Consider the following 24,788-nt stretch of genomic DNA (forward strand, 5'->3'; position numbering starts at 1 on the left):
CCCCCGGACCGCGAGGTGGGTCAAGGAACCTCCCCCCGACTGCGTGCGTTGGCGTACGCGGTCGCCGCGCGCAGCCGCTCGGCCGGGGTGGCGTGCCGGACGGCACCGGGGTCGGCGTCCCACTCCTTGCCGCCCCCGTACGGCCTCAGCTGCACATAGGGCCCCTCATGCCCCATGACGATGCCGAGGCGTCCGCTGCGGGTGTCCACGACGTACGCGCCGACCGGGGGCTTCATCGCAGCACCGCCGCGAGCCGCCGGGCGGTCTCCACGGTGCACCGGCCCAATTCCACGAGCGGGCAGGGTGCTTCCCGCGCAAGACTCACCGGGTCGAGCCCCAGTGACGGCAGGATAATTCCGGCCTTGGCGAGTTCTGCCCGCAATTCTTTCACCGCATCCTCCGCTTCTTCGACGCAGAGCGCCGAGTGTCGTGCCTCCACCGTGCTCCCCTTCCTTTTGGAATTTCACTCTTCGCATCCCCTTGGTGACGCTCCGCGTCTACACTCGGGAAGGGTCTGTGCCCCTACAACTGCGGCGCGGCACAAAGAGGTTCGGCAATGGCCAACGGTTCCTGTGAGTTCTGCCTGCGGTTTTTTCCCGGCCGGTGCGCAGGAAGCCGATGGGCCACAATCAGGCCATGGATGCGCGTACAGCGACGAAGACGAAGAAGACCCGGCCCGGCCGGCGCGCTGAACCGGAATGGTCCTTGCGCCCCGCGGAACCGGCCGACGTGGAGGCGATAGCGGAACTGCGGGCGGTGGTGATGCGCCCGGATCTGGAGCGGCTGGGCCGTTTCGACGAGCACCGGGTCCGGCAGCGTTTTCGCGACGGCTTCTCGCCGCGGCACACGTCGGTCGTCCTGGCCGGCGGCGCCTTCGCGGGCAGCGTCGCCCTGCGCCCCGCCGAGGACGGCCACTGGCTGGAGCACTTCTACCTCGCCCCGGACCTGCACGGCCGGGGCCTGGGCTCGGCCGTCCTGCGCACCCTGCTGAGCGGGACGGACGCCGCCGCCGCAGTAGTCCGTCTGAACGTCCTGCAGGGCAGCCCGGCCCAACGCCTGTACGCCCGCCACGGCTTCGCGGTCGAGAGCCAGGACCCGGTCGACGTCTTCATGCGGAGACGCCCGCACGCCAGGCCCTAGTCCGCCGGCCCGCTCTCCTCCTCCGTCCGGCGGCCGATGACCGGGCGACACGCGGCGTGGGAGAGTCCCCGTAGCGCCTCACGAAAGGGATCCCATGTCGTACCCGGAGCCGCGTTACCTGGGTGAGAACGGTGAGATCAACGCCGTGTTCAGGTCCGCCGACACACCGCCCGACATCGTCTCGCCGGGCGGCACCACCACCCACTACCTCGCGAGCCACGCCTCCACGGGAGGGGAGTTCGGGCTGTACAAGGTGGACATGGGGCCGAAGGCGCCGGGTGCGAAGACGCACTTCCACCGGAGCATTTCCGAGTCCTTCTACGTGCTGTCCGGCGAGATCCAGCTGTACGACGGTGAGCGCTGGGTCACCGGGCGGCAGGGCGACTTCCTGTACGTGCCGGTCGGCGGGCTGCACGCGTTCCGGAACGACAGCGACGACCCCGTCTCCATGCTGATGCTGTTCTCGCCGGGCGCCCCGCGCGAGGAGTACTTCGAGCGGGTCGCCGAGTTCGCGCAGCGCGGCGGGGAAGAACTCCGGGAGTTCCAGGTGCGGCACGACAGCTACTTCATCCAGTAGGGGGTAAACCCCCTGGAACATCCGGCAGTTGCCCGGATGTGGAGCGGGTCGGAAAGCCGTCAGGCTCGGGGCATGAAGCAGATCACGCGCAATGCCTCACTGCTCGCGGCCTCCGCCGTCCTGCTCGGGCTCGCCGTCCCGCTCACCGCGTCCGCGGAGCAGCCCCCGGCCGCCGGGCCGCCCTCACCGGCCTGGACCGACTGCGAGGGCGGCGGCCTCGACCCCAGACAGCGGTGCGCCACCGTGGACGTCCCCATGGACTACTCCGACCCCGACGGCCGGACGATCCGCATCGCCGTCTCCCGCATCCCCGCCGAGAAGCCCTCGGCCCGCCGGGGCACGCTGTTGCTCATACCGGGCGGCCCCGGCGGCGACAGCCTCCGCGACCCGTCCGGCAAGGGACAGAAGCTGCCGCAGCGGGTGCGGGACGCCTACGACCTCGTCGGGTTCGCGCCGCGCGGCATGGCGCCCTCCACCGCCGTCGACTGCAAGCTCGACCCCGCCGACCTCGGCACGACCAAGCTCCTGCCCTGGCCGGACACGGACGGCTCCGTCGCCGGGAACATGGCCACGGCACGGCGTACGGCCGAGGCCTGCGCCCGCAACGGCGGGGAGCTGATCCGGCACATCAGCACCGCCAACGAGGCCCGTGACCTCGACCGCGTCCGGGCCGCCCTCGGCGAGCGGAAGATCTCCGCCTGGGGCGTCTCGTACGGCACGTACGTCGGCGCCGTCTACAGCCAGTTGTTCCCGCACCGCACCGACCGCATCGTGCTGGACAGCAACGACGACCCGGACCCCACCCGCGTCACCCGGGGCTGGCTCGCCGCCTTCGAGAGGGGCGTCGAGGACAACTTCCCCGAGTTCGCACGGTGGGCGTCGCAGCCCGGCAATCCGCACCGGGTGGCCCGTACGCCCGCCGAGGTCCGCTCCGGCTTCCTGAGCCTCGCCGCCCGCCTCGACCGCGAGCCCCTCCCCTGGCCCGGCGCGAACCCGCCGCGGCTCGACGGCAACGCACTCCGCCAGACCATGCTGACCAACCTCTACGACCCCGACGACTACCCGGTCCTGGCGAAGGCGATCCTGGCCGCCCGCAAGGGCACCGTGCCGCCCGCGCCCCCGTCCCCGCCCGAGTCGGTGCTGCAGAACGTCGCCGCGGTCGGCGCCGGCACGATCTGCAACGACGTCGACTGGCCCGACTCCGCCGCCGCGTACCAGAAGGACGTCGACGAGAGCCGGGCGAGGTACCCGCTGACCGCGGGCATGCCGCGCGGGCCGATGGTGTGCGCCGCCTGGCCGTTCGCGCCGAAGGAGCCGGCCGTCCGGGTCACCGACGAAGGGCCGTCGAACATCCTGCTCGTGCAGAACGAGCGGGATGTCGCCACCCCGCTCAGCGGCGCCCTGAAACTCCGTCAGGCCCTCGGTGACCGGGCCGTCATGGTCACCGTGAACTCCACCGGCCACGACGCCTACCTCGCCAACGGCAACGCCTGCGGCGACCGGACCGTCTCCCGCTTCCTGGCCACCGGGAAGCGGCCCGGATCCGACCGGTACTGCGCGTGACGTCAGCGGTGGCCCGCCGCCCCGTACCGGCGGGCCACCGCGTGGAACGCCTCCTTCGGCTCCCAGTGCCAGCCGGAGGCGGGGTCGTCCGGGCGGTCCTTGACGGCCTTCGTGATGGCGTACGTCGCCATGTCGAGGTCGAGGCGGGGCTCGTCCGGGCGGTGCGGGGCGTCCGGGCTGACGAACTCGAAGGTCATCGCCGCGTACAGGCCCATCGACGTGAAGACGTCGAGCAGTTCGCCCACGTACTCGGCCTGGACGCGCTCGCTGCGCACGAGGTCGCCCTTGATCTCCGGCGGCTCCTTGTCGTGGTCGACGACGTCCCAGCCCATGCCGCCGGCCTCGGGGGCGCCGACGTAGGCGCACGTGCCGAACTCGGTGATGGCGAGCGGCTTGCCCCAGCGCAGGTACCGCTTCAGCTCGCGGACGTAGTCGGACCGCTGCGCGAAGTACGAGTAGTAGTCGATGCCGACGATGTCGAAGAGGGACCAGTCCGGGTCGTCGATGCTCTGGGCGGCCGCATAGCTCAGGTTGCCCCGGAAGACGGAACGGCCGGTCCTCGCGGCCTTCGCGGTGAAGTCGGCGAGGCGGCGTGTCATTCGCGGCCAGTCGACCGTGCCGTTCTCCAGGTTCCGGATGCGCTCCAGGACCGTCTCGCCCGGCAGGATGCCGGGGACGAACAGCCAGAACTCGCAGCCGACGCTGAGGTCGACACTCGCGCCCTGCCGCCGCAGCCGCTCCGCGAACCGGCCGGTCTCGGCGAGGTGCTCCAGGATGTCCCGCTGCGGGGCGTCCCCGAGGGTGGGCTGCAGCCAGAGGTGCAGCCCGCGTTCGGCGGCCTCGGCGGCGGTGGCGGTGAGCCGCTCGACGCCGTCGCCCGTGACGTCGACGGTGTCGGCGTGCAGGTCGTCGCGGATGGCCCGCACGTCGGCCCGCATCCGGCGGGCGCTCCATGCGGTGCCCGGCGTCTCCCCCTCGCCGACGGTGTAGACGACGCCCCGCCGGCGCAGCCCCCTGCCGCTGGGCCCGGCTTGTGCCGCCCGGGCCTGTCCCGCCGGTCCCACCGCCCCCGCGACCCCGGCCGCGGCCGCCCCGGCCAGGAACCGCGCCCGGCTGATCCCCGTCGCCTGCTTGTTCCCCTTGGTCTCTGCCATGCTCCTCACTGTGGCGGGGCGGGCGCCGGGTCCGCTGTCGGCCGTCGGTCTACGGCGGCGCGACCAAGGTATGAGGTGCCGTGCCGGAGGAGGGGCTCAGCCCTCGCCGAACCGGCGTACGTACCGCCGCTGCCAGGGCGTTTCCACCGCGTGCCGGTCGTAGTGCCGGCGGACGTACGCCACCGCCTCCTCGCCGGGGACGCCGTCCAGGACCGCGAGGCAGGCCAGGGCCGTGCCCGTGCGGCCGCGCCCGCCCCCGCAGGCGATCTCCACGCGCTCCCCGGCGGCCCGCTCCCACGCCACCAGCAGGGACGTGCGGGCGGCCGCCCGGTCCGCCGGGAGCCGGAAGTCGGGCCAGCGGATCCAGCCGGACTCCCAGGGCACCTCGGGCGGCTGCCTGCCGAGCAGGTAGAGGCCGTAGGAAGGGGTGGGGGCGGCCGGGTCGAGGGGGTGGCGCAGGCCCCGGCCGCGGATCAGCCGGCCGGAGGGCAGCCGCAGTACGCCGGCGTCGCGCTCGCTCCACAGCTCACCCATGTCGGCATCCTCGCTCTCGTCGGCCGTCCGGAGGCCCATTCCAGCGCGTCCTCGCGGTCCTGGCGACCGGGTTCACCGACAGCCGAAGCGGAACCGCGCCCCCGTTCACCCCACCCCGCGCGGCTCCTGTGCCGCCCGCGCCTCGATGCCCCGGAAGTGGACCGCCATGGCCCGCTGCGCGCCCTCCGCGTCGCGGGCGCGCAGCGCCGTGACGATGTCGCGGTGGCGGCGGGCGGTGGTACCGGGGGGCGGGTCGTCGGACCGGCCGCGGGCGCCGGAGACCCGGCGGAAGACCGTCCAGAAGGCGGCGAGGAGCTGCGGGACGAGGTCGTTGCCGAGGGAGGCGTACAGGACCTCGTGGAACTCCCGGTCGAGGTCGGAGAAGGAACGGCCCGGGCCCGAGGTGTCCGCGCCGCCGGTACCGGCGGCGGACTCCATCCGGGCCACCACGTCCTCCAGCTTGTCCAGTTCCGCCTCGGTGACCGTCGTGGCGACCCGGCGGATCAGCCCCACCTCCAGGACCTCGCGGACCTGGAGGATCTCGGCGAGGGCGGCGGTGTCGTCGTCGTGCCGGGCCAGGGTGCGGAAGGTCAGGCCGTCGACGAGCGGGGTGAGGGAGGCCCGGCCGACGTAGGTGCCGTAGCCGTGTCTGATCTCTACGATGTCGAGGGCCTGGAGGGCCTTGAGGGCCTCGCGGACGGAGTTGCGGCTGACGCCGAGGGCCTCCATCAGCTCGGCCTCGGTGGGCAGCGGCGCGCCGGCGGTGAGTCTGCGGTCGAGGATGAGCTGCACGACCTGGCGCTGTATCCGGCTGGTCCTGGGCCCCTCGGACATGCGCCGCATCGTACGCGCCCCGGACGTCCCACGTCCCACCTCTGGCGGTACCCGATAGCCGAGCCGCCCTGTCCGGCCGTCAACTCACGCCATTCACGGCGCCATTGGTCCGACCTCTGACAGATACGCCATTCGTGTGCGATCCCTTGACCGCCCTCACGGGCGCTCCTATGGTCGCGCTGACCGCAGGACGTAGGACGTCGTATCTCCTCAGCTCTTCCCCTTTCCTGACCTCTCCGCTGGAGGACCCGTGCGCGACGTGACCCACGACGTGCCGGCGCTGCACCGCCGGTCGTTCCTGAAGTACACCGGCGCGCTGGGCGCGGCCGCCGCCGTCTCCGCGTCGCTGTCGGCCTGTTCGTCCGGGCCCGAGTCCACGAACGACACCGGTGACGGCGGCAGCGGGGCGAACCGCACGCTCACGGCGGTGATCGGCTACGGCAACGACGGCAGCTGGGACCCCACCCAGACGGCGTCCGCGTTCTGCATGGCCGCCAACAACCACATCTACGAGGGCCTGCTGGACACGGACCCGATCTCCCGGGAGCCGTACGCGGCCCTGGCGACCGAGGTGCCGAAGAACCCGGACGGCACGTCCTGGAAGTTCACCCTGCGGGCCGGTGCCACGTTCCACGACGGCAAGCCCGTGACGGCCGACGACGTGGTCTTCGTCTTCGACCGGATCCTCGACCCGGACACCCAGACCCTCGCCAAGGGCTTCTTCGCGAGCTGGCTGAAGGAGGTCCGCAAGATCGACGAGCGGAACGTCGAGCTGGTGCTCAAGTTCCCGTTCCCCGACGGGCTGTCGCGGCTGACGCTCGCCAAGATCATGCCGAAGCACGTGTTCTCGCGGCCGGGCGCCTGGGACGACGCCATCAAGGGCAAGGCGATCGGCTCGGGCCCGTACCGGCAGACCGCGCACCACCCCAAGTCGAACACCACCTTCGAGGCGTTCGACGGCTACAACGGCCCGCGCAAGCCCGCCTTCGCGAAGATGAACTGGCTGACCATCGTGGACGCGGCGCCCCGCGTCGCGAAGATCTCGGGGTCGAGCGCGGGCGCGCAGATCGCGGACAACATCCCGTACGCCAACATCGGCCAGCTGGAGAGCAGCGGGCTGACGGTCGCCGGCGGGGCCGGCATGAACAACCTGTTCCTGATGTTCAACACGCAGCACAAGCCCTTCGACGACGTACGCGTGCGCCAGGCCCTGCACTACGCCATCGACACCGACAAGATGGTGGAGGTCGCGCTCAAGGGCCATGGCAAGCCGTCCAGTTCCTTCCTCGACGAGAGCAACCCGTCCTACCGCCGGGCGAAGACCGTCTACGACTACGACCCCGACAAGGCCAAGGCGCTGCTGAAGGAGGCCGGGGTCAAGGGGCTGAGCATCGACATCCTGGCGGTGAACGTCAGCTGGATCGTCGACTGCCTGCCCACCATCAAGTCCTCCTGGGACGCGATCGGCGTGAAGACGACCCTGTCCCCGCAGGAGACCACGGCCGTGTTCACGAAGATGGACCAGAAGCAGGACTACCAGGTCGTCGCCGCCGCCTCGAACCCCAACCAGTTCGGCCTCGACGCCGACCTGATCATGCACTACAACTACGGGCCCGAGAACCTGTGGATGCAGTACACGCGGTGGGCCTCCGACCCGGTCGCCAGGCAGCTCTTCAAGGACATGGACCGGGCGACCCGGGAACCGGACCCGGAGAAGAAGAAGGCGATCGTCCAGGACTACATCGACGTCGTCGCCGAACAGGCCGTGCTCTACCCGGTCGTCCACAACGAGCTGATGACGGCCTGGGACCCGAAGCGGCTCAGCGGCATAAGGGCCCAGCCGTACCCGGGCATCAACCTCCTCCAGGCCAAGTGGGCCTGAGCGGATGACGGCCGTCCTGCGGATCCTGCTGCGCCGGATCGCCCTGCTCGTGCCGCTGATGCTCGGCATCGTGCTGTTCGTGTTCCTGGTGATGCGGTTCTCGGACGTCGACCCGGCGTCCGCGTTCTTCCAGGGCGCCAACCCCACGCCCCAGCAACTGCACGACTTCCGCGAGGAACACGGCCTGCTCGACCCGCTGCCCGTGCGCTACGCCGCCTTCGTCGCCGACCTGCTCCACGGCGACCTGGGCACCAGCGCGCTGACCCGGGCGCCGGTGATCGACCAGGTCACCACCGCGCTGCCGCTCACCCTCCAGCTCACCTTCCTCGGCCTCGGCATCGCGGTCGTGCTGTCCCTGCTGGGCGGGGTGACGGCGGCGATCTACCGGGACCGGCTGCCCGACCAGATCATCCGGGTCGTGTCGCTCACCGGGGTCGCCGCGCCCGGCTTCTGGCTGGCGCTGCTGATGATCCAGTATCTGGCGGTCGACCTGGGCTGGTTCCCGACCGGCGGGTACATCAACCCGGCCGACTCCTTCACCGGCTGGCTGAAGACCATGACCCTGCCGGCGTGCGCGCTGTCGCTGCCCGTGGCGGCGCAGCTGACCCGGATCGTGCGGACGGCCGTGGTGGAGGAGCTGGACAAGGACTACGTGCGGACGGCGATCGGCAGCGGGCTGCCGCCCCGGGTGGTCGTCGGCCGCAACGTGCTGCGCAACGCGCTCATCAACCCGCTCACCGTGCTCGGACTGCGCGTCGGCTACCTGCTGGGCGGGGCGGTCGTCATCGAGACGATCTTCTCGCTGCCCGGCATGGGCAAGTTGATGATCGACGCCGTGAAGAACGGCGATCCGGCCGTCGTCCAGGGCGTCGTGCTGACCACGGCGGCCGGGTTCGTCGTCGTGAACCTCGTCATCGACGTCCTGTACCTGCTGGTCAACCCGCGACTGAGGGATGCGTCCCCATGATGACCCGCATGACGACCCGCAAGGGCCTCACCGAGGCGCTGTCCCGGCCCGGCCTCCGGCCGCGCGGCTGGCGCAGGCTGCCGCCGCTGTCGAAGGTCGCCGTCTGCTTCCTCGCGGTCGTCGTCCTGCTGGCGCTGCTCGCCCCGCTCCTCGCCCCGCACGACCCGCTCGACCAGCAGCCGCCCGTCGACGGCACCGGGCATCCGTCCGCCGGGCACTGGATGGGCCAGGACAGCCTCGGCCGGGACATCCTCAGCCGGCTGATGTACGGGGCGCGCTGGTCGCTGGCGATCGGGCTCGGCGCGACCGGGCTCGCCCTGGTGGCCGGCGCGCTGCTCGGGGCGATCGCCGCGACCTCCCGCAAGGCGGTCGACGAGACGCTGATGCGCTGCCTGGACGTGGTGATGGCGTTCCCCGGCATCGCGCTCGCCGCGGTGCTGGTGGCGGTGTTCGGCGGCGGGATCACGGTGCTGATCTGCGCGATCGCGTTCCTGTTCACACCGCCGGTGGCCAGGGTCGTCCGCGCGAACGTCCTCGACCAGTACGGGGAGGACTACGTGACGGCGGAACGGGTGATCGGCGCCCGCACCCCGCACATCGTGCTGAAGCACGTCGCGATCAACTGCGCCGCGCCCGTGCTGGTGTTCTGCACGGTCCAGGTCGCCGAGGCGATCGTCTTCGAGGCGTCGCTGTCCTTCATCGGGGCGGGCGTGCGGCCGCCCGACCCGTCCTGGGGCAGCGTCATCGCCGACGGGAAGAACATGGTGCTGACCGGGGGCTGGTGGGCGACCGTGTTCCCCGGGCTGCTGATGCTGGTCACGGTGCTGTCGCTGAACATCCTGTCCGAGGGCGTGTCCGACGCCTGGGCGGCGCCGCCGGCCCGCGAGGTGGACGTTCCCGAGGGCGACCGGCTGGAGGCGCCGGAGCCCGGCAGCGGGGAGGTCGTGCCGCTGCCCGGCCTGACGGAAGCGGCCCGCAGGCTGCGGGCCCGGGCCCGGCACGTCCCCCGGGACGGGCAGCCGGTGCTGGCGGTGGAGAACCTCGCGATCGGCTTCGACGAGCGGCACGGCGGCGTCGACATCGTGGACGGCGTCAGCTTCGAGGTGCACCCCGGCGAGGTGCTCGGGCTGGTCGGCGAGTCCGGCTGCGGCAAGTCCCTCACCGCGCTGGCGATCATGGGACTCCAGCCGAAGGGGGCGCGCGTCCGCGGCCAGGTCCGCTTCCGGCAGCGGGATCTGCTCGCCGAGCCGATGCGCGTCCGCCGCAGGCTCCTCGGCCACGAGATGGCGATGATCTACCAGGACGCCCTGTCGTCCCTGAACCCGGCGATGACGATCCGCGCCCAGCTCAAACAGGTCGTACGGCGAGGCGGGCGGCGCAGTCCGGCCGAATTGCTCACCCTGGTCGGCCTCGATCCCGAGCGGACCCTGCGCAGCTATCCGCACGAACTGTCCGGCGGGCAGCGCCAGCGCGTCCTGATCGCCATGGCCCTGTCCCGCGACCCGAGTCTGATCGTCGCCGACGAGCCGACGACCGCCCTCGACGTCACCGTGCAGGCGCAGGTCATGGAGCTGCTGCTGCGGCTGCGCGAGGAGCTGGGCTTCGCGCTGATCCTGGTCTCGCACGACCTGGCGCTGATCGCGGACGTCACCGACCGGGTGGTGGTGATGTACGGCGGGCAGATCGTGGAGACGGGCGTGACCGCCGACCTGGTCCAGGCCCCGGCCCACCACTACACGCGCGGCCTGCTCGGCAGCGTGCTGTCGCTGGAGTCGGGGCAGGAGCGCATGACGCAGATCAGGGGCGTCGTGCCGTCCCCGGCCGACTTCCCGGCGGGCTGCCGCTTCGCCGACCGGTGTCCCCGGGCGAGCGAGGTCTGCCGGACGACGGCCCCGGTGCCGGCCGGTACGCCGGCCCACACGGCGGCCTGCCACCACCCGGCCATAGAGCTGGCGACGACGGAGACCGAGGCCGTGTCATGAACGCCCTGACCGGCGACGACGGAGACCGAGGCCGTGTCATGAACGCCCTGGTGGAGCTGTCCGACGCCCACGTCGTCCACAAGGCCCGCAGCGGCGGCGTGTTCACCCGCGACCGGGTGTACGCGCTGACCGGCGCCGACCTGGCCATCGCGCCCGGCGAGACCGTCGGCGTGGTCGGCGAGTCGGGCTGCGGGAAGTCGACGCTGGCCAAGGTGCTGGTGGGGGTGCAGCGCCCGACCCGGGGGACGGTGTCCTTCCGGGGTCAGGACCTGTGGGCGATGCCGCCCGCCGAGCGCCGCCGGGCCGTCGGCAGCAGCACCGGCATGATCTTCCAGGACCCGTCGACGGCCCTGAACCGCCGCCTGACCGTCCGGCAGATCCTGCGGGACCCGCTGGACGTGCACGACCGGGGCACACGTACTCGACGCGACGATCGTGTCCGGGAGTTGATGTCCCTGGTCGGCCTCCCCCGGGCCCTCGCGGACGCCCTGCCCGGCCAGTTGTCCGGCGGGCAGCGGCAGCGCGTCGCGATCGCCCGGGCCCTGGCGCTGGACCCGGACCTGGTCGTGGCGGACGAGCCGACCAGCGCCCTGGACGTGTCGGTCCGGGCCCAGATCCTCAACCTCCTGCTGGACCTGAAGGAACGCCTCGGCCTGGCCCTGGTGTTCGTCTCGCACGACATCCAGACGGTACGGCGGATGAGCGACCGGGTGATCACGATGTACCTCGGCCGGATCGTGGAGGAGACCCCGGCCGCCCTGGTCACCGACTCCGCCCGGCACCCGTACACCCGCGCCCTGTTCTCCGCCACGCCCGGACTGCTCGACCCGATCGACCCGATCCCGCTGGTCGGTCCCGTCCCGTCGGCGACCCGACCGCCGAGCGGCTGCCCGTTCCGCACCCGCTGCTGGAAGGCCGACGGGACCTGCGCGGACGAAATGCCGGGCTTCTCCGCCGCGTCGGCCCCCGCGCACCGCTTCCGCTGCCACCATCCTGTCCGGGAGGACGAGTCGACCCGCGACCTCGTCCGCCGCCGCGACCCGATGGAGGCCCCATGACTTTCGCCCCGCTGACCGGTGTCATCCCGCCCGTCTGCACGCCCCTGACACCGGACCGCGAGGTGGACGTCCCCTCGCTGCTCAGGCTCGTCGACCATCTGGTGGCCGGCGGGGTGCACGGGCTGTTCGTGCTCGGCTCGACCTCGGAGGCGGCCTACCTGACGGACGCGCAGCGCAGGCTGGTGGTCGAGGCGGTCACGGGGCACGTGAGCGGGCGGCTGCCGGTGTTGGCCGGGGCGATCGACATGACCACGCCCCGGGTCCTGGACCACGTGGCGTCGGTGACCTCGGCGGGCGCGGACGCGGTCGTCGTCACCGCCCCCTTCTACGCCCGCACCCACCCGGCGGAGATCGCCCGCCACTACCGCGCGGTCGCCGCCGCGAGCCCCGTCCCGGTCATCGCCTACGACATCCCCGTCGCCGTCCACACCAAGCTGCCCGCCGAGGTGGTCCTGGAGCTGGCCGCCGACGGCGTCCTGGCCGGGCTCAAGGACTCCAGCGGCGACCTGGCCGCCTTCCGCCGGGTCGTCACCGGCGCCCGGGACCACCAGGGCATCGGCGGCTTCAGCGTGCTGACCGGCTCCGAGCTGGTCGTCGACGCGGCCCTGGCGATCGGCGCGGACGGCACGGTGCCCGGCCTCGGCAACGTCGACCCGCACGGCTACGTCCGCCTGGACCGCCTGTGCCGCGACGGGGACCAGGAGGGGGCCCGGGCCGAACAGGAACGCCTGTGCGCCCTGTTCGGCATGGTGACCGTGGGCGACCCGGCCCGCATGGGCCCGAACTCCTCGGCGATCGGCGCCTTCAAGGCCGCGCTGCACCTGCGGGGCGTGATCGACTGCCCGGTCACGGCCGAGCCGCAGGTGCCGCTGTCGCCGGACGAGGTGGAGCGGGTCGGGAAGTACCTGGCCGCGGCCGGGCTGCTCTAGACGCGTCCGCCGGGAGGCGGCGGACGGAACTCGATCGTCTCGTACGCCCCCCGGACGCCCGTCTCGTGGAGGATCTCAGATGCTCCCCGGCGTCACCATCCCCGACTCGTACGCCACGATGACCAGTTGCGCCCGGTCCCGCGCCCCCAGCTTGCCCATGATGCGGCTCACGTGGGTCTTCGCGGTCAGCGGGCTCAGGCCCAACGCCTCCGCTATCTCCGTGTTGTTCAGGCCGCGCGCGACCAGCCCGAGCACCTCCCGCTCACGGTCGGACAGGCACTCCGGGCCGCCGCTCGCCGGGGCCGAGGGGCTGCGCAGGAACCGCTCGATCAGCCGTGCCGTGGGCCCGGGCGACAGCAGGGACTCACCGGCCGCGACCGTGCGGATGGCGTCGAGGAGTTCGGCCGGCCTGGTGTCCTTGACCAGGAACCCGGAGGCGCCGGCGCGCAGGGCCGCCACGATGTTCTCGTCGGTGTCGTACGTGGTGAGGACCAGGACCCGCACGCCCGCGAGGTCCTCGTCGGCGGCGATGAGCCGGGTCGCCTCGATGCCGTCCAGGTCGGGCATGCGGATGTCCATCACCACCAGGTCGGCGCGTGCGGCGCGGGCCAGTTCCACGGCCTGCCGGCCGGTGGCGGCCTGGCCGACGACCTCCATGTCCCGGGCCGACTCCACCAGCATCGCGAACGCCTCCCGGACCAGGGTCTGGTCGTCCGCGAGCAGCACCCGTACGGTCATCCGGCTCTCTCCCCCGTCGTGGTCAGCGGCAGGACCGCCGTCACCTCGAAGCCGCCCCCGGCACGCGGTCCGGCGTCGAGTGTGCCACCCACGCTGCGGGCCCGCTCCCGCATTCCGACCAGCCCGAAGCCGGGCGTGCCGGCCGGAGCCGGTCCGGTGCCGTCGTCGCTGACCCTCAGGTGCAGGGCGCCCTGCCGCTCGTCCAGTTCGACGCGGACGGCCGGTTCGGGCCCGGCGTGCCGCACGGCGTTCGTCAGCGCCTCCTGCACGATCCGGTAGGCGGCGGCGCCGACGGCGGGCGGTGCCCGGCGTATCCGCACGGTCTGCTCGACCCGGGCACCGGCGAGCCGCGCGGCCTCCACCAGGTCGGGCAGGCCGTCGAGGCCGGGCAGCGGGCCGCGGGCGTCCGGGGAGCCGTGTTCGCGCAGCACCTCCAGCGTCGTACGGAGTTCGCCGCGGGCGCTGCGGCAGGTCTCCGCGATGTCGTCGAGGGCCTTCGCGACCGTCTTCCGGTCCAGCCGTTCGGGGTCGGCGGACAGCACGTGGGCGGCGACGGAGGTCTGCACGCCGATGAGGGTGATGCTGTGCGCGAGCAGGTCGTGCAGGTCCCGGGCGATCCGCAGCCGCTCCTCGGCGACCCGCCGCCGGGCCTCCTCCTCCCGGGTGCGTTCGGCCCGTTCGGCGCGCTCCACTATCGAGGCGACGTACTGGCGGTAGAAGCGCACGTCGACGCCGCAGAACAGCACGGCGACGACCCAGCCGGACGCCTTCAGCAGTCCCAGCGCCTCCTGCGCGCTGATGGTGAGCAGCACGCCCACCGCCATGGTGATGACGCCGATGCCGACCAGGACGGTGCGCAGCGGCCGGCCGGTGACGGCGACGGTGTACAGGGCGACGTAGGCGGCCTGGGTGGCCGCGGTGTGCGGGTAGTCGAGGAAGTGGTAGGGGAACACGCAGGTGATCACGGCGGCCAGGACGAGCACCGGACGGCGGCGGCGCCACACCAGCGGCACGTGGGAGACGAGCAGCAGGGCCCAGCCGAGCGCGTCGGGCCTGCGGCCGTCGTCGACCATGAGCGCGAGGACGGCGGAGAAGCCGGCGACGAGGAAGGCGAGGAACGCGTCGTTGCGGAGGGCGTGCGGGGCGGTCAGCGGATCGCGGTTGATCGCGGCCATGATCCGCTCCGCGGGACGCGACCATGCCGCCGTCGTGGTGATGGGTGCCTGCACAGGCGTCATCCTCGGCGAGGAAGGCGTCCCTCCGGGAGGGGAGGGACGCCTTCGGTCGGTCAGGGGGCGTCCGCGGCCACGGGTTCGCGATCCTGCGGCGGGGCCGCCCGCTCCGGCGCGCGGGAGAGCCTGCCCGGCCACCACATCCGCCGCTTGAGCAGCACACTCGCCGTGGTCACCAGGTACGTCCGCACCAGGAAGGTGTCCAGCAGGACCCCCACCGCGATGACGAACCCGAGTTCCACCAGCCCGACCATCGGCAGCGTCGTCAGCACCGCGAACGTCGCCGCGAGCACCACCCCCGCCGAGGCGATGACCCCGCCGGTCGTCCGCAGGGCGGTGAGCGCTGCGGCCTCCGGCTCGGCCCCTCGTACGGACTCCTCCCTCATCCGGTGCATCAGGAAGATGCCGTAGTCGACGCCGAGGGCGACCAGGAACACGAACGACAGCAGCCCGAGCCCGGGATCCGTCCCGGCGAAGCCGAAGACCGGCTCGAAGACCAGCCCCCCGATGCCGAGGGCCGCGCCCCAGACGGCGACCACCGCCGCCAGCAGCAGCAACGGCGCGACCAGGCTGCGCAACAGCCCGACGAGGATGACGAACACCGCGGCGAGCACCAGCGGCACGATCACCTTCCGGTCCCGCGCCTCGCTCTCGGCCAGGTCGATCTGCTGGGCGCTGGGCCCGCCGACATGGGCGCCCTGGGGATCGAGCCCGGCCCGCAGTGCCTCGATGGTGCGGGTCTCGGCCGGTGTCTCCGGCGGCGCGGCGGCGAAGACGGCGATCTCGGTCCAGCCCGCCCCGCTGCGCCCGGGGACCGCCTCGGCGACACCGTCGGTCGTACGCGCCCGGTCCAGTACCTCGTCCGCGCGGTCCTCGGGCGCCATGACCGTCACGGGCCGGCTGCTGCGCTCGGGGTACTCGCGGGCCAGCGTCTGCATCGCGGTGATCGACTCGGGCCGCTCCGTGAAGGAGTCCTCCTGCTTGATGCTGCCGGACAGGTTGAGCGTGCCGAGCGCGAGGGCGCCGAGCAGCGCGGCCCCGCCGACGAGGACGGTCGCGGGCCGGCGCGTCGCCGAGGTGCCCATCGCGGCGAACAGGGACCGCCGGGCCTTGGGCTCGCTGCCGAACGCCGGGATCAGCGGCCAGAAGACGCGCCGCCCGAGCAGCACCAGCACCGCGGGCAGCAGGGTCGTCATGGCGACCAGCGCGGCGAGCACCCCGACCATGCCGACCGGGCCCATGCCGCTGCTGCTGTTGAGGTCGGCGGCGAGCAGGCACAGCAGCCCGGCGGCGACGGTCCCGGAGGAGGCCAGGATGGCCGGCCCGCAGCCGCGCAGGGCGGTGCGCATGGCGTCGTACGGCCGCTCGTGGCGCCGCAGTTCCTCGCGGTAGCGGGCGATGAGCAGCAGCGCGTAGTCGGTGCCGGCGCCGAGGACCAGCACGGTCATCACGCCGCCGCTCTGCCCGGTGACGGTGACGTCGAACAGTTCGTGCAGTCCGTATCCGGCGGCCATCGCCGTGGCGGCGGCGACGCCCGCGACGGCGAGCGGGACGAGCCACAGGAACGGGCTGCGGTAGATGAGGACGAGCAGCACGGTGACGACGCCGAGGGTGGCGAGCAGCAGCGTCGCGTCGAGCGTCCCGAACACCTTGTTCATGTCGGTGTTGAGCGCCCCGGGCCCGCCGACCTCGACGCTCAGTCCGCCGCCGCCCTCGGCGATGTCCCGCACCCCGTCGACGAAGGCGTCCCGGGCCTGTTCGTCCTGGCCCGGCTGGGTGCTGGAGACCGGGTACATCAGGGTGGAGCCGTCCTCGGACGGGACGCCCCGCGGTGCGGCCGCCAGGTCGTAGGCGCCGCGCACCTCGGCGACCTGCTCGGCGGCCGTGCGCCGGTCGGCGTCGGTGAGTCCGTCGCCGCGGTGGTAGACGAGCACCAGGTCGGTCGACTCGCCGCCCGGCAACTGGTCCTGGATCCGCGCCACCTGCGTGGAGTCGGCGCTGTCGGGCAGGTAGTCGACCGCGCGGTTCTGCTGGATGTCGGCGAACTTCCCGGCGAGCGGCCCGAGCAGCACGAGCGCGGCGAGCCACAGTCCGACCACCGCCCAGGGCACGGCCCGCCGTCGCCGCCCCCTACGGGTCCTCACGTCCCCCATCTCCGGCTCCCTCCGGTCGGGTGTCTGGAACGGACTCCAGACTCCCGGCCCACGGGGACCGGCACGTCGGGCGTGAGACCGAGCCGGGGGTTACTGCCGGGGGCGGTGCGGGCGGCGGATTACTCCCCGGGGAGTACGGCCGGTGCTACGACGGGGTACGGGCGGCCGCCGCGAGCAGGCGGGTCACCTCGTCGGAGCAGATCGTGAGGGCCGCCCCCACGGTCGCGAGGACGTCCCGCTCGGCCGGTGTGTACGGCCCGTCCGCGAGGGCGATGCGGGCGCCCTGGAGCAGGATCGATTCGCGGCCGACGGTGGCGAGGTGCGGGGCGAGCGGGTCCAGCGCCTCGTGGAGCTCTATGGCCAGCCCGGCGCCGCAGGGTTCGCCGGTGATCCGGCCGGTGTCGGCCTCCAGCGCCTCGACGAGGGCGGCCAGCTGCTCCTCGGTGCAGTCGTCGAAGCCGGCCGCGCGCACGGCGAGCACGGCGGACTCCAGTGCCGTACGGGATCCGGTGCCGCCCGCGGCGAGCACCGCGAGGGCGACGGTGTGCACGGCGTCGCGGAGCATCGCGGAGAAGCGGGTGGTGGTCGGGTGGTCGAGGACGTCGGTGCCGAAGTGGCGGCGGCAGGCGGCGCACTCCACGACCGGGCCGGTCTCGCCGCGCGGGAGCACGGGCAGGCCGAGCAGGGTGAAGCGGCGTTGTCCGGTCAGCCGCTGGTAGTTGCGGTCGCCGCCGCAGCCGGGGCAGAAGAACTCCCCGTCACCGGCGGCCGTCCACGCGGTACGGGTGCCCAGGATGCGCGAAAGCCTGGCGGCACGGCCGTTTCGTCCCCGTCCTGGCAGCACGTCGCACCTCCGTCACGCCGCACGGCAGCGTCGCCGCGCTTGCGTGATGTTAGCCACATCTGTGAGGAGGAGTCAGCACCCCGGAGGAGACCTTTCCGTGACCCTCACAGGGATTGGCCGGTATGTGACGGGGCTCCGCCCGCCGGACATCGGCGGACGGAGCCCTCACATCGCCTCCAGGGCTGGTCAGCGCGTTGCGCGGTTGACGGCCGAGACGACGGCCTTCAGCGAGGCGCGCGTCGTGTTCGCGTCGATTCCGATCCCCCACAGGACCTTGTCGTCGATCGCGCATTCGATGTAGGAGGCGGCCTGCGCGGAGGCGCCCTCGCTCATCGTGTGCTCCTGGTAGTCCAGCAGGCGTACGTCGATGCCGATGGACTGCAGCGCGTCGAAGAAGGCGGAGATCGGGCCGTTGCCGGAGCCGGTGAGGACGGTGTCCTGGCCGTCGACGGTGGCCTCCACCGTCAGCGTGTCCACGCCGTCGGTGTCGGTCGTCGACTGGTTGTTCTTGACCTGGATCCGGCCCCAGGGGTTCTCGGGGTTGGGCAGGTACTCGTCCTGGAAGACGGCCCAGATGTCCTTCGGCGTGACCTCGCCGCCCTCGGCGTCGGTCTTCGCCTGGATGAGCTTGGAGAACTCGATCTGCATCCGGCGCGGCAGGTCCAGCTTGTGGTCGTTCTTCAGGACGTAGGCGATACCGCCCTTGCCGGACTGCGAGTTGACCCGGATGACCGCCTCGTAGGAGCGGCCGACGTCCTTGGGGTCGATGGGCAGGTACGGCACGGCCCACTCGATGTCGTCGACGGTGACGCCCTTGGCCTTCGCGTCGGCCTCCATGGCGTCGAAGCCCTTCTTGATGGCGTCCTGGTGGGAGCCGGAGAAGGACGTGTAGACCAGGTCGCCCACGTACGGGTGGCGCGGGTGGACCTCCATCTGGTTGCAGTACTCCCACGTGCGACGGATCTCGTCGATGTCGGAGAAGTCGATCTGCGGGTCGACGCCCTGGGAGAAGAGGTTCATGCCCAGGGTGACCAGGTCGACGTTGCCGGTGCGCTCGCCCTGGCCGAACAGGCAGCCCTCGACGCGGTCGGCGCCGGCCATCAGGGCCAGCTCGGCGGCGGCGACGGCGGTGCCGCGGTCGTTGTGCGGGTGGACCGACAGGCAGACGTGCTCGCGGCGGGAGAGGTTGCGGCCCATCCACTCGAAGCGGTCGGCGTGGGTCGAGGGCGTGGAGCGCTCGACGGTGGCGGGCAGGTTGAGGATGATCTCGCGGCCCGGGCCGGGCTGCCAGACGTCCATGACCGCCTCGCAGACCTCCAGCGCGAAGTCCAGCTCGGTGTCGGTGAAGATCTCGGGGCTGTACTGGTAGCCGAATTCCGTCTCCGGACCCAGCAGCTTCTCCGCGTACTCCATGACCAGGCGCGTGCCGTCGACGGCGATCTGCTTGATGTCGTCCTTGGAGCCGCGGAAGACGACCCGGCGGAAGACCGGCGCGGTGGCGTTGTACAGGTGGACGGTGGCCCGCTTGGCGCCCTTCAGGGACTCCACCGTGCGCTCGATCAGGTCCTCGCGGGCCTGGGTCAGTACGGAGATGGTGACGTCGTCGGGGATGGCCCCCGGCTCCTCGATGATCGACCGTACGAAGTCGAAGTCCGTCTGGCCCGAGGCCGGGAAGCCAACCTCGATCTCCTTGTAGCCCATCTTGACCAGCAGGTCGAACATCGCGCGCTTGCGGGCGGGCGACATGGGGTCGATCAGGGCCTGGTTGCCGTCGCGCAGGTCGGTGGAGAGCCAGCGGGGGGCGGTGGTGATGCGCTTCTCCGGCCAGGTGCGGTCCGGGATGTCGACCTGCTCGTAGCGGCCGTACTTGTGGATCGGCATGGAACTGGGCTGCTGGCGGTTCGCCATGATGCTTAGGGCTCCTCAGAGGGTGTCCGGAAGGACGGCCGACGACGCAGCACCAAGCTCCGCGGGGAGGGAGTCGGCCTCGACTACAGGCCCTCGCCGCGGCAGCTAAGGAGAAGCAGCCCGAAACGCATGATGCGCAGCATGCTAGCCGAGCCTCTTCCCTGCGCGTGGGTCGTATCAGTATGCGGGACCCGACCCCCAAACGGGACAAAAAGTGCGCTACACCACTTCGCCATACCACTCGCCACGGAGAGTGAGGTTCGTTGTCCCGGTATTTCACCAATCATGGTGGCGACTAGTGACAGTCCCGTCACGCAGTGCAAGGGTGCCGGGCATGACGACTCACGGGGGCTTCGAGCCCGTCTTCTGCACCATCGTCCCGCCGCACGTCCTCGACAAGCTCGCCCAGGCCGAGGACCCGGCGCTCGCCGGCCCGGCCCGCCGCACCCTGCAGCGCGACGCCTACGAGCGCACCCAGCGCCGCCTCACCACGGTCGTCGGCGCGACGGCCGTCGCCTCGGTCGCCGACGGAAAACCGCAGCGCACGATCCACGACGCCCGGCACGGCACCGACCTGCCCGGCCACAAGGTCCGCGGGGAGGGCGACGCCCCCGGCAAGGACGCCACCGTCAACCGGGCCTACGCCGGCCTCGGCGCTACCTTCGAACTGTTCCTGCGCGCCTTCGGACGCGACTCGATCGACGGCAGCGGCCTGCCGCTGAACGCGACCGTGCACTACGACCGCGACTACAACAACGCCTTCTGGAACGGCGAGCAGATGGTCTTCGGCGACGGGGACGGCGAGATCTTCCTCGACTTCACCCTCCCGATCGACGTCATCGGCCACGAACTCGCCCACGGCGTCACGCAGTACACGGCCAACCTCACGTACTTCGGGCAGCCCGGCGCGCTCAACGAGTCCCTGTCGGACGTCTTCGGCGCGCTCATCAAGCAGTACACGCTCGGCCAGACCGCCGCCGAGGCCGACTGGCTGATCGGCGCGGGCCTGCTCGCGCCGCGGGTGACGGGCAAGGCGCTGCGCTCCATGAAGGCGCCGGGCACCGCGTACGACGACGACGTGCTCGGCAAGGACCCGCAGCCCGCGACCATGGACGACTTCGTCCGCACCGGCCGCGACAACGGCGGCGTCCACATCAACTCCGGCATCCCGAACCACGCCTTCTACCTCGCGGCCACGGCCCTCGGCGGCCACGCCTGGGAGCGGGCGGGGCAGGTCTGGTACGACGTGCTGACCGGCGGCGAGCTGAAGGAGCAGGCGATGTTCGTGGACTTCGCCACGCTCACCGTCAAGGCGGCGCGGGAGCGGTTCGGCGACGGCGAGGAACTGGACGCGGTGTCGAAGGCCTGGGAGCAGGTCGGGGTGCGGACCCTGTAGTTCCGTACTAGACAGGTGCCATGCGGATTCAGGTGAGGCGCACGGGCGGGTTCGCGGGCATCGAGCGGCATGCCGAGGTGGACACCTCGGGCCGGCCCGATGCCCCCGAATGGCACGCCCTGGCCGAACGGGCCGTCGCCGCCGGCCGGAGCACGCCGCCGGTCGGGGTCCCGGACGGCTTCAGCTACCAGATCACGGTGGACGGCAAGACGGTGTACGCGGCCGACCCACGGCTCACGGACGAACAGCGCCGGCTGATCTCGCGCGTGCTGAAGGAGGGCGCCTAACGGCCGGTTCCCGCTCGGCCGTTGACTTCTGTTACCAGCGGTACGGATGATCCAGCGCATGGCGACTGACGCAGGCAACCCGATCCCCCGTTTCCCGGCCGGTTTCCTCTGGGGCGTGTCGACCTCGGCGCACCAGATCGAGGGCGCCGCGGACGAGCGCGAGCCGTCCGTGTGGGACGCGTTCACGGCCGAGCCGGGGCGGATCAAGGACGGCTCGACGGCGGCGGTGGCCTGCGACCACTACCACCGCCACACCGAGGACGTGGCGCTCCTGGCCGGCCTGGGCGTGAACGCGTACCGCTTCTCGGTCTCCTGGCCGAGGGTGCGGTCCGGCGAGGGCCTGGACTTCTACGACCGGCTGGTCGACGACCTGTGCGCGGCGGGCGTGCGCCCGGTGCCGACGCTGTTCCACTGGGACCTGCCGGCCGGCCTGGACTGGCTGGAGCGGGACACGGCGGCACGCTTCGCCGAGTACGTGACGCGGGTCGCCGACCGCCTCGGCGACCGCGTGACCAAGTGGATCACGCTCAACGAGCCCGCCGAGCACACCCTGCTGGGCCACGCCCTGGGCGTGCACGCGCCGGGCCGGCAACTGCTGTTCGACGCGCTGCCGGTCGCCCACCACCAGCTGCTCGCCCACGGCCTGGCCGTGCGGGCCCTGCGCGCCTCGGGCGCCACGGACATCGGCATCGCCAACTCGCACGGGCCGACCTGGGCGGCGTCGACCGAGGCGGCGGACGTGGAGGCGGCCGACTTCTACGACGTGCTGCTGAACCGCCTGTTCGCGGACCCGCTGCTGCTGGGCCGGTACCCGGAGGGCATCGGCGAGCTGATGCCGGGGGACGTCGAGGCCGACCTGAAGGTGATCGCCGAGCCGCTCGACTGGTACGGGATCAACTACTACGCGCCGACCCGGGTGGGCGCCCCGCAGGGCGCGGAGATCGAGTTCGGCGGGGTCACCATGCCCGCCGAACTCCCCTTCTCCGTGCGGGAGATCGAGGGCCACCCGGTCACCGACTTCGGCTGGCCCGTCGTCCCCGAGGGCCTCACCGAACTCCTCACCGGCTTCCGCGACCGGTACGGCGACCGGCTCCCGCCCGTCGTCATCACCGAGAACGGCTGCTCCTACCCGGGCATCGACGACCAGGAGCGCATCGCCTACCTCGACGGGCACATCCGGGCGCTGCACCGGGCGGTGGCGGCGGGCGTCGACGTGCGCGGCTACTTCGTGTGGTCCCTGCTCGACAACTTCGAGTGGGCGGAGGGCTACGCACGCCGCTTCGGCCTGGTCCACGTCGACTTCGAGACCCTGGAGCGGACCCCGAAGGCCTCCTACCGCTGGTACCGGGAGCTGCTGCGGGCGCAGGCGCCTACGGCTTGATGCCGACCCCGGTCCACAGGCTGACCTCGGCGTCCGTCGGGGCCTCGCCGTCGGTGGCGTCGGGCCGCCAGCGGTGTCCGACGGCGATGCCCGGGTCGAGCAGCTCCAGGCCGTCGAAGAAGCGGGCGACGTCCTCCCGGGAGCGGAACTGCACCGGCGTGCCGGCCGTGGTGTAGATGTCGGTGACCTTCTGCCAGGTGGCGGGGTCGAAGTCGGGCGTGCAGTGGCTCAGCGCGAGGGCGCTGCCCGAGGGCAGGGCGTCCAGCAGGCGGCGCACGATGCCGTACGGGTCCTGGGCGTCGGTGACGAAGTGCATCAGGGCGTTGAGGGACAGCGCCACCGGGCGGTCGAGGTCCAGGACCTCGGCCAGCTCGGGCGCGTTCAGGAGCGAGGCGGGGTCGTTGACGTCGGCCTCTATGTACGTGGTGCGGCCCTCCGCCGAGCTGCGCATCAGGCGCTCGGCGTACTTGAGGACGAGCGGGTCGTTGTCGGCGTAGACGACCCGGGCGTCGGGGACCACGGACTGGGCGACCTGGTGCAGGTTGGGCTCGGTGGGGATGCCGGTGCCGATGTCCAGCCACTGCCGGATGCCGTGCTCCCGGGCCAGGACCCGGGTGGCGCGGTGCATGAAGGCCCGGTTCTCGCGGGCGCACACGAAGATGGCGGGGTAGGCCTCGGCGACTCGCTCGGCGGCCTGCTTGTCGACCTCGAAGTGGTCCTTGCCGCCGAGGTAGTAGTCGTACATGCGGGCGGAGTGCGGCCTGCTGGTGTCGATGTCCCGCGCGGCCTGCGAGTGGGTCATGGGGGGGGTGCCTCTCGGTGGGGGGTGGTGGTGCGCCGGCGGTGCCGGGCGGGGGCGGCCCGGTGGGTTCCGTCGGTGGTCACGTGCGGACGGCGAGTCCGGTTCAGTGGGCTTTCAGCGGGCCGTCAGATGGTCGGCGAGGCCCTGCTTGACCCCCGCGACGAACGCGGTGATCTCCTCGGGCGTGTAGATCAGGGCGGGACCGGCCGGGTCCGCCGACTGGCGGACCGCCACGCGGCCGTCGGCGAGCTGCTTCGTCTCGACGCACTGGCCCCCGTTGGGGCCGCTCCACGGACGTTCCCAGCCCTGTTCCCCGAGGTCCGACGCGGGCATCCCGTTGTAGACGGTGCCCTGGGCGATGGTCATGAGTACTCCTTCCGCATGCGGTTCAACAGCGCCTTGCTGTCCGCGGACGAGGTCTTCAGCGACAGCCGGTTGTGCGCCTCCAGATGGGCCACGACGTCGGCGCGCTGGTCCAGGTAGACGGAGGCGGAGAGGATCTCGCTGTAGACGATGTCGGGCAGCTCCCGCTCCTCGAACCGGAAGTAGGTGAAGGGCGCGCACGCCCCGACGTGGGCGCCGGCGGAGAACGGCACGATGTCGACGCTGACGTGCTCCAGCTCGGACACCTCCAGCAGCCGGTCGATCTGCTCCCGCATCACCTCGGGGCCGCCCACCACGCGGTGCAGCACGGCCTCCTCCATCACCACCCACAGCGTGGGCGCGTCCGGCTTCGTGAGCAGGCTCTGGCGGCGCAGCCGCAGCTCCACGCGCCGGTCGAGGTCGTCCTCGCTGTCGTTGGGGAAGCCGCCGCGCAGTACGGCGCGCGCGTATCCGGGGGTCTGGAGCAGGCCGGTGACGTACTGCGGCTCGTAGGTGCGCAGGGTTCTGGCGCCGGTCTCCAGGCTGACGTAGGCGGTGAACCAGGACGGCATCACGTCCCGGTAGGGGTGCCACCAGCCGGGCTCGTTGGCCCGCTCGGCCAGGGCGACGAACTCGTCGATCTCCTGCCGGCCCGCGCCGTAGGTCTCCAGCAGTTTCTCGACGTAGAGGATCTTCAGGCCGACCTCGGCCTTCTCCAGGCGGCGGATGGTCAGCGGTGTCACGCGCAGGGCCTTGGCCGCGTCGTCGAGGGAGAGGCCCGCGGCCTGCCGGGCCTCCTGGAGCCGGCGGCCGAGGATCATGCGGAGGACGGTGGGGGCGCCGGTGCCTGATCGCGCGTCGTTCACGCACTGCCTCCCTGAGGGGTTGTCACCGGCGTGGGCTTCGAAAGGAGTCGATCGTTCCGCCGTATCCGCGGGCGGGGCGATACCGTCCTTCTGAAATTATCAGGGAGATGGTTGCAGCGTGAACTGCACTGCGCGCATAGTTGCTTCTGTGACCAGGAGCCGGAACTGCGAACTCCCCTTGTCCGGACGGTCCGTTGT

The 24,788-nt window shown here is 72.1% G+C and carries 24 protein-coding genes; 11 read left to right on the forward strand and 13 right to left on the reverse strand.

The window, feature by feature from the left end:
- Nucleotides 1–20: 20 nt before the first annotated feature.
- Both C1703_RS12385 and C1703_RS12390 read right to left on the reverse strand, forming a co-directional pair.
- Entirely contained in the window at nt 21–236 is a 216-nt protein-coding gene (locus tag C1703_RS12385) for a hypothetical protein (protein WP_031111682.1), read from the reverse strand.
- A complete protein-coding gene (locus C1703_RS12390) occupies nt 233–439 on the reverse strand; it encodes a hypothetical protein (protein WP_114252301.1) in 207 nt (68 codons plus the stop codon). The genes C1703_RS12385 and C1703_RS12390 overlap by 4 nt, the downstream gene beginning before the upstream one ends.
- Nucleotides 440–636: 197 nt before the next feature.
- Between C1703_RS12390 and C1703_RS12395 the strand changes: the two genes are divergently transcribed.
- The 3 genes from C1703_RS12395 (at nt 637) to C1703_RS12405 (ending at nt 3,280) form a co-directional block, all read left to right on the forward strand.
- Nucleotides 637–1,140 carry a GNAT family N-acetyltransferase gene (locus C1703_RS12395; RefSeq protein ID WP_114257390.1) on the forward strand — a complete coding sequence of 168 codons (504 nt, stop codon included), beginning with the start codon at nt 637–639 and terminating at the stop codon, nt 1,138–1,140.
- A 94-nt stretch (nt 1,141–1,234) separates the two neighbouring features.
- Nucleotides 1,235–1,717 (forward strand): cupin domain-containing protein, encoded by a 483-nt coding sequence (locus C1703_RS12400; RefSeq protein WP_114252303.1) that lies wholly within the window; start codon nt 1,235–1,237, stop codon nt 1,715–1,717.
- A gap of 72 nt (nt 1,718–1,789) precedes the next feature.
- Nucleotides 1,790–3,280 (forward strand): alpha/beta hydrolase, encoded by a 1,491-nt coding sequence (locus C1703_RS12405; RefSeq protein WP_114252306.1) that lies wholly within the window; start codon nt 1,790–1,792, stop codon nt 3,278–3,280.
- Nucleotides 3,281–3,282: 2 nt separating this feature from the next.
- Here the strand turns inward: C1703_RS12405 and C1703_RS12410 are convergent, their stop codons facing one another.
- The 3 genes from C1703_RS12410 to C1703_RS12420 form a co-directional block, all read right to left on the reverse strand.
- Nucleotides 3,283–4,434, reverse strand: a complete 1,152-nt coding sequence (locus C1703_RS12410) for an abortive phage infection protein (protein WP_114252308.1) — start codon at nt 4,432–4,434, stop codon at nt 3,283–3,285.
- 96 nt (nt 4,435–4,530) lie between these two features.
- Nucleotides 4,531–4,968: a protein phosphatase gene (locus C1703_RS12415; RefSeq protein ID WP_114257391.1), complete on the reverse strand. Its 438-nt coding sequence runs from the start codon at nt 4,966–4,968 to the stop codon at nt 4,531–4,533.
- Nucleotides 4,969–5,073: 105 nt separating this feature from the next.
- Entirely contained in the window at nt 5,074–5,811 is a 738-nt protein-coding gene (locus C1703_RS12420) for a FadR/GntR family transcriptional regulator (RefSeq protein WP_114252310.1), read from the reverse strand.
- A gap of 241 nt (nt 5,812–6,052) precedes the next feature.
- On the opposite strand from C1703_RS12420, the gene C1703_RS12425 reads away from it, so the two are divergent.
- Genes C1703_RS12425 through C1703_RS12445 form a run of 5 tightly spaced genes read left to right on the forward strand, consistent with a single transcriptional unit; the run spans nt 6,053 to nt 12,620 of the window.
- Entirely contained in the window at nt 6,053–7,684 is a 1,632-nt protein-coding gene (locus C1703_RS12425; RefSeq protein WP_114252312.1) for an ABC transporter substrate-binding protein, read from the forward strand.
- Nucleotides 7,685–7,688: 4 nt separating this feature from the next.
- Nucleotides 7,689–8,651, forward strand: coding sequence for an ABC transporter permease (locus tag C1703_RS12430; protein WP_114252314.1), 963 nt, complete (start codon nt 7,689–7,691; stop codon nt 8,649–8,651).
- Between the two features lie 8 nt (nt 8,652–8,659).
- Nucleotides 8,660–10,633 carry a dipeptide/oligopeptide/nickel ABC transporter permease/ATP-binding protein gene (locus C1703_RS12435; protein WP_114257392.1) on the forward strand — a complete coding sequence of 658 codons (1,974 nt, stop codon included), beginning with the start codon at nt 8,660–8,662 and terminating at the stop codon, nt 10,631–10,633.
- A 38-nt stretch (nt 10,634–10,671) separates the two neighbouring features.
- Nucleotides 10,672–11,691, forward strand: a complete 1,020-nt coding sequence (locus C1703_RS12440) for an ABC transporter ATP-binding protein (protein WP_114257393.1) — start codon at nt 10,672–10,674, stop codon at nt 11,689–11,691.
- On the forward strand, nt 11,688–12,620 hold the full coding sequence (locus tag C1703_RS12445) for a dihydrodipicolinate synthase family protein (protein ID WP_114252316.1): 933 nt from the start codon (nt 11,688–11,690) through the stop codon (nt 12,618–12,620). The genes C1703_RS12440 and C1703_RS12445 overlap by 4 nt, the downstream gene beginning before the upstream one ends.
- Nucleotides 12,621–12,695: 75 nt before the next feature.
- Here C1703_RS12445 and C1703_RS12450 read toward each other — a convergent pair whose 3' ends face one another.
- The 5 genes from C1703_RS12450 to leuA all read right to left on the reverse strand — a co-directional run bounded on the left by C1703_RS12450 (nt 12,696) and on the right by leuA (nt 19,495).
- Nucleotides 12,696–13,358 (reverse strand): response regulator transcription factor, encoded by a 663-nt coding sequence (locus tag C1703_RS12450; protein ID WP_114252318.1) that lies wholly within the window; start codon nt 13,356–13,358, stop codon nt 12,696–12,698.
- The gene (locus tag C1703_RS12455) at nt 13,355–14,596 is read right to left on the reverse strand and encodes a histidine kinase (RefSeq protein WP_114252320.1); all 1,242 of its coding nucleotides are present in this window, start codon (nt 14,594–14,596) and stop codon (nt 13,355–13,357) included. Before C1703_RS12455 ends, C1703_RS12450 begins: the two co-directional genes overlap by 4 nt.
- A 50-nt stretch (nt 14,597–14,646) precedes the next feature.
- Nucleotides 14,647–16,743 carry an MMPL family transporter gene (locus C1703_RS12460; RefSeq protein ID WP_114252321.1) on the reverse strand — a complete coding sequence of 699 codons (2,097 nt, stop codon included), beginning with the start codon at nt 16,741–16,743 and terminating at the stop codon, nt 14,647–14,649.
- Nucleotides 16,744–16,888: 145 nt separating this feature from the next.
- Nucleotides 16,889–17,587, reverse strand: coding sequence for a TerB family tellurite resistance protein (locus C1703_RS12465; protein ID WP_114252322.1), 699 nt, complete (start codon nt 17,585–17,587; stop codon nt 16,889–16,891).
- Between the two features lie 186 nt (nt 17,588–17,773).
- Nucleotides 17,774–19,495 (reverse strand): 2-isopropylmalate synthase, encoded by a 1,722-nt coding sequence (gene leuA, locus C1703_RS12470; RefSeq protein WP_114252323.1) that lies wholly within the window; start codon nt 19,493–19,495, stop codon nt 17,774–17,776.
- A 334-nt stretch (nt 19,496–19,829) separates the two neighbouring features.
- Between leuA and C1703_RS12480 the strand changes: the two genes are divergently transcribed.
- From C1703_RS12480 to C1703_RS12490, 3 genes are read left to right on the forward strand one after another with little or no spacing between them, the layout of a single operon-like run.
- Nucleotides 19,830–20,891, forward strand: a complete 1,062-nt coding sequence (locus C1703_RS12480; protein ID WP_114252325.1) for a M4 family metallopeptidase — start codon at nt 19,830–19,832, stop codon at nt 20,889–20,891.
- Nucleotides 20,892–20,911: 20 nt separating this feature from the next.
- On the forward strand, nt 20,912–21,178 hold the full coding sequence (locus C1703_RS12485) for a protealysin inhibitor emfourin (protein WP_114252327.1): 267 nt from the start codon (nt 20,912–20,914) through the stop codon (nt 21,176–21,178).
- Nucleotides 21,179–21,236: 58 nt separating this feature from the next.
- Nucleotides 21,237–22,559 carry a GH1 family beta-glucosidase gene (locus C1703_RS12490; protein WP_114252329.1) on the forward strand — a complete coding sequence of 441 codons (1,323 nt, stop codon included), beginning with the start codon at nt 21,237–21,239 and terminating at the stop codon, nt 22,557–22,559.
- Here the strand turns inward: C1703_RS12490 and C1703_RS12495 are convergent.
- The 3 genes from C1703_RS12495 to C1703_RS12505 all read right to left on the reverse strand — a co-directional run bounded on the left by C1703_RS12495 (nt 22,549) and on the right by C1703_RS12505 (nt 24,590).
- Nucleotides 22,549–23,361 carry an SAM-dependent methyltransferase gene (locus C1703_RS12495; RefSeq protein WP_114252331.1) on the reverse strand — a complete coding sequence of 271 codons (813 nt, stop codon included), beginning with the start codon at nt 23,359–23,361 and terminating at the stop codon, nt 22,549–22,551. The two genes, C1703_RS12490 and C1703_RS12495, sit on opposite strands and share 11 nt — an antisense overlap.
- Nucleotides 23,362–23,475: 114 nt before the next feature.
- Nucleotides 23,476–23,727 carry a DUF397 domain-containing protein gene (locus tag C1703_RS12500; RefSeq protein ID WP_114252333.1) on the reverse strand — a complete coding sequence of 84 codons (252 nt, stop codon included), beginning with the start codon at nt 23,725–23,727 and terminating at the stop codon, nt 23,476–23,478.
- Nucleotides 23,724–24,590: a helix-turn-helix transcriptional regulator gene (locus C1703_RS12505; RefSeq protein ID WP_114252335.1), complete on the reverse strand. Its 867-nt coding sequence runs from the start codon at nt 24,588–24,590 to the stop codon at nt 23,724–23,726. Before C1703_RS12505 ends, C1703_RS12500 begins: the two co-directional genes overlap by 4 nt.
- Between the last annotated feature and the right edge of the window lie 198 nt (nt 24,591–24,788).

Origin of the sequence: Streptomyces sp. Go-475, assembly GCF_003330845.1 — a bacterium.
Classification (GTDB): Bacteria; Actinomycetota; Actinomycetes; order Streptomycetales; family Streptomycetaceae; genus Streptomyces.

What these genes read in the sequence shown, in the direction of transcription:
- C1703_RS12385 (WP_031111682.1), bottom strand. Translation starts at nt 236, where the DNA reads ATGAAGCCCCCGGTCGGCGCGTACGTCGTGGACACCCGCAGCGGACGC.
- C1703_RS12415 (WP_114257391.1), bottom strand. Translation starts at nt 4,968, where the DNA reads ATGGGTGAGCTGTGGAGCGAGCGCGACGCCGGCGTACTGCGGCTGCCC.
- C1703_RS12430 (WP_114252314.1), top strand. Translation starts at nt 7,689, where the DNA reads ATGACGGCCGTCCTGCGGATCCTGCTGCGCCGGATCGCCCTGCTCGTG.
- C1703_RS12495 (WP_114252331.1), bottom strand. Translation starts at nt 23,361, where the DNA reads ATGACCCACTCGCAGGCCGCGCGGGACATCGACACCAGCAGGCCGCAC.
- C1703_RS12400 (WP_114252303.1), top strand. Translation starts at nt 1,235, where the DNA reads ATGTCGTACCCGGAGCCGCGTTACCTGGGTGAGAACGGTGAGATCAAC.
- C1703_RS12445 (WP_114252316.1), top strand. Translation starts at nt 11,688, where the DNA reads ATGACTTTCGCCCCGCTGACCGGTGTCATCCCGCCCGTCTGCACGCCC.
- C1703_RS12435 (WP_114257392.1), top strand. Translation starts at nt 8,660, where the DNA reads ATGACGACCCGCAAGGGCCTCACCGAGGCGCTGTCCCGGCCCGGCCTC.
- C1703_RS12480 (WP_114252325.1), top strand. Translation starts at nt 19,830, where the DNA reads ATGACGACTCACGGGGGCTTCGAGCCCGTCTTCTGCACCATCGTCCCG.
- C1703_RS12460 (WP_114252321.1), bottom strand. Translation starts at nt 16,743, where the DNA reads ATGGGGGACGTGAGGACCCGTAGGGGGCGGCGACGGCGGGCCGTGCCC.
- C1703_RS12395 (WP_114257390.1), top strand. Translation starts at nt 637, where the DNA reads ATGGATGCGCGTACAGCGACGAAGACGAAGAAGACCCGGCCCGGCCGG.
- C1703_RS12500 (WP_114252333.1), bottom strand. Translation starts at nt 23,727, where the DNA reads ATGACCATCGCCCAGGGCACCGTCTACAACGGGATGCCCGCGTCGGAC.
- C1703_RS12420 (WP_114252310.1), bottom strand. Translation starts at nt 5,811, where the DNA reads ATGCGGCGCATGTCCGAGGGGCCCAGGACCAGCCGGATACAGCGCCAG.
- C1703_RS12450 (WP_114252318.1), bottom strand. Translation starts at nt 13,358, where the DNA reads ATGACCGTACGGGTGCTGCTCGCGGACGACCAGACCCTGGTCCGGGAG.
- C1703_RS12440 (WP_114257393.1), top strand. Translation starts at nt 10,672, where the DNA reads ATGAACGCCCTGGTGGAGCTGTCCGACGCCCACGTCGTCCACAAGGCC.
- leuA (WP_114252323.1), bottom strand. Translation starts at nt 19,495, where the DNA reads ATGGCGAACCGCCAGCAGCCCAGTTCCATGCCGATCCACAAGTACGGC.
- C1703_RS12490 (WP_114252329.1), top strand. Translation starts at nt 21,237, where the DNA reads ATGGCGACTGACGCAGGCAACCCGATCCCCCGTTTCCCGGCCGGTTTC.
- C1703_RS12485 (WP_114252327.1), top strand. Translation starts at nt 20,912, where the DNA reads ATGCGGATTCAGGTGAGGCGCACGGGCGGGTTCGCGGGCATCGAGCGG.
- C1703_RS12455 (WP_114252320.1), bottom strand. Translation starts at nt 14,596, where the DNA reads ATGACGCCTGTGCAGGCACCCATCACCACGACGGCGGCATGGTCGCGT.
- C1703_RS12410 (WP_114252308.1), bottom strand. Translation starts at nt 4,434, where the DNA reads ATGGCAGAGACCAAGGGGAACAAGCAGGCGACGGGGATCAGCCGGGCG.
- C1703_RS12405 (WP_114252306.1), top strand. Translation starts at nt 1,790, where the DNA reads ATGAAGCAGATCACGCGCAATGCCTCACTGCTCGCGGCCTCCGCCGTC.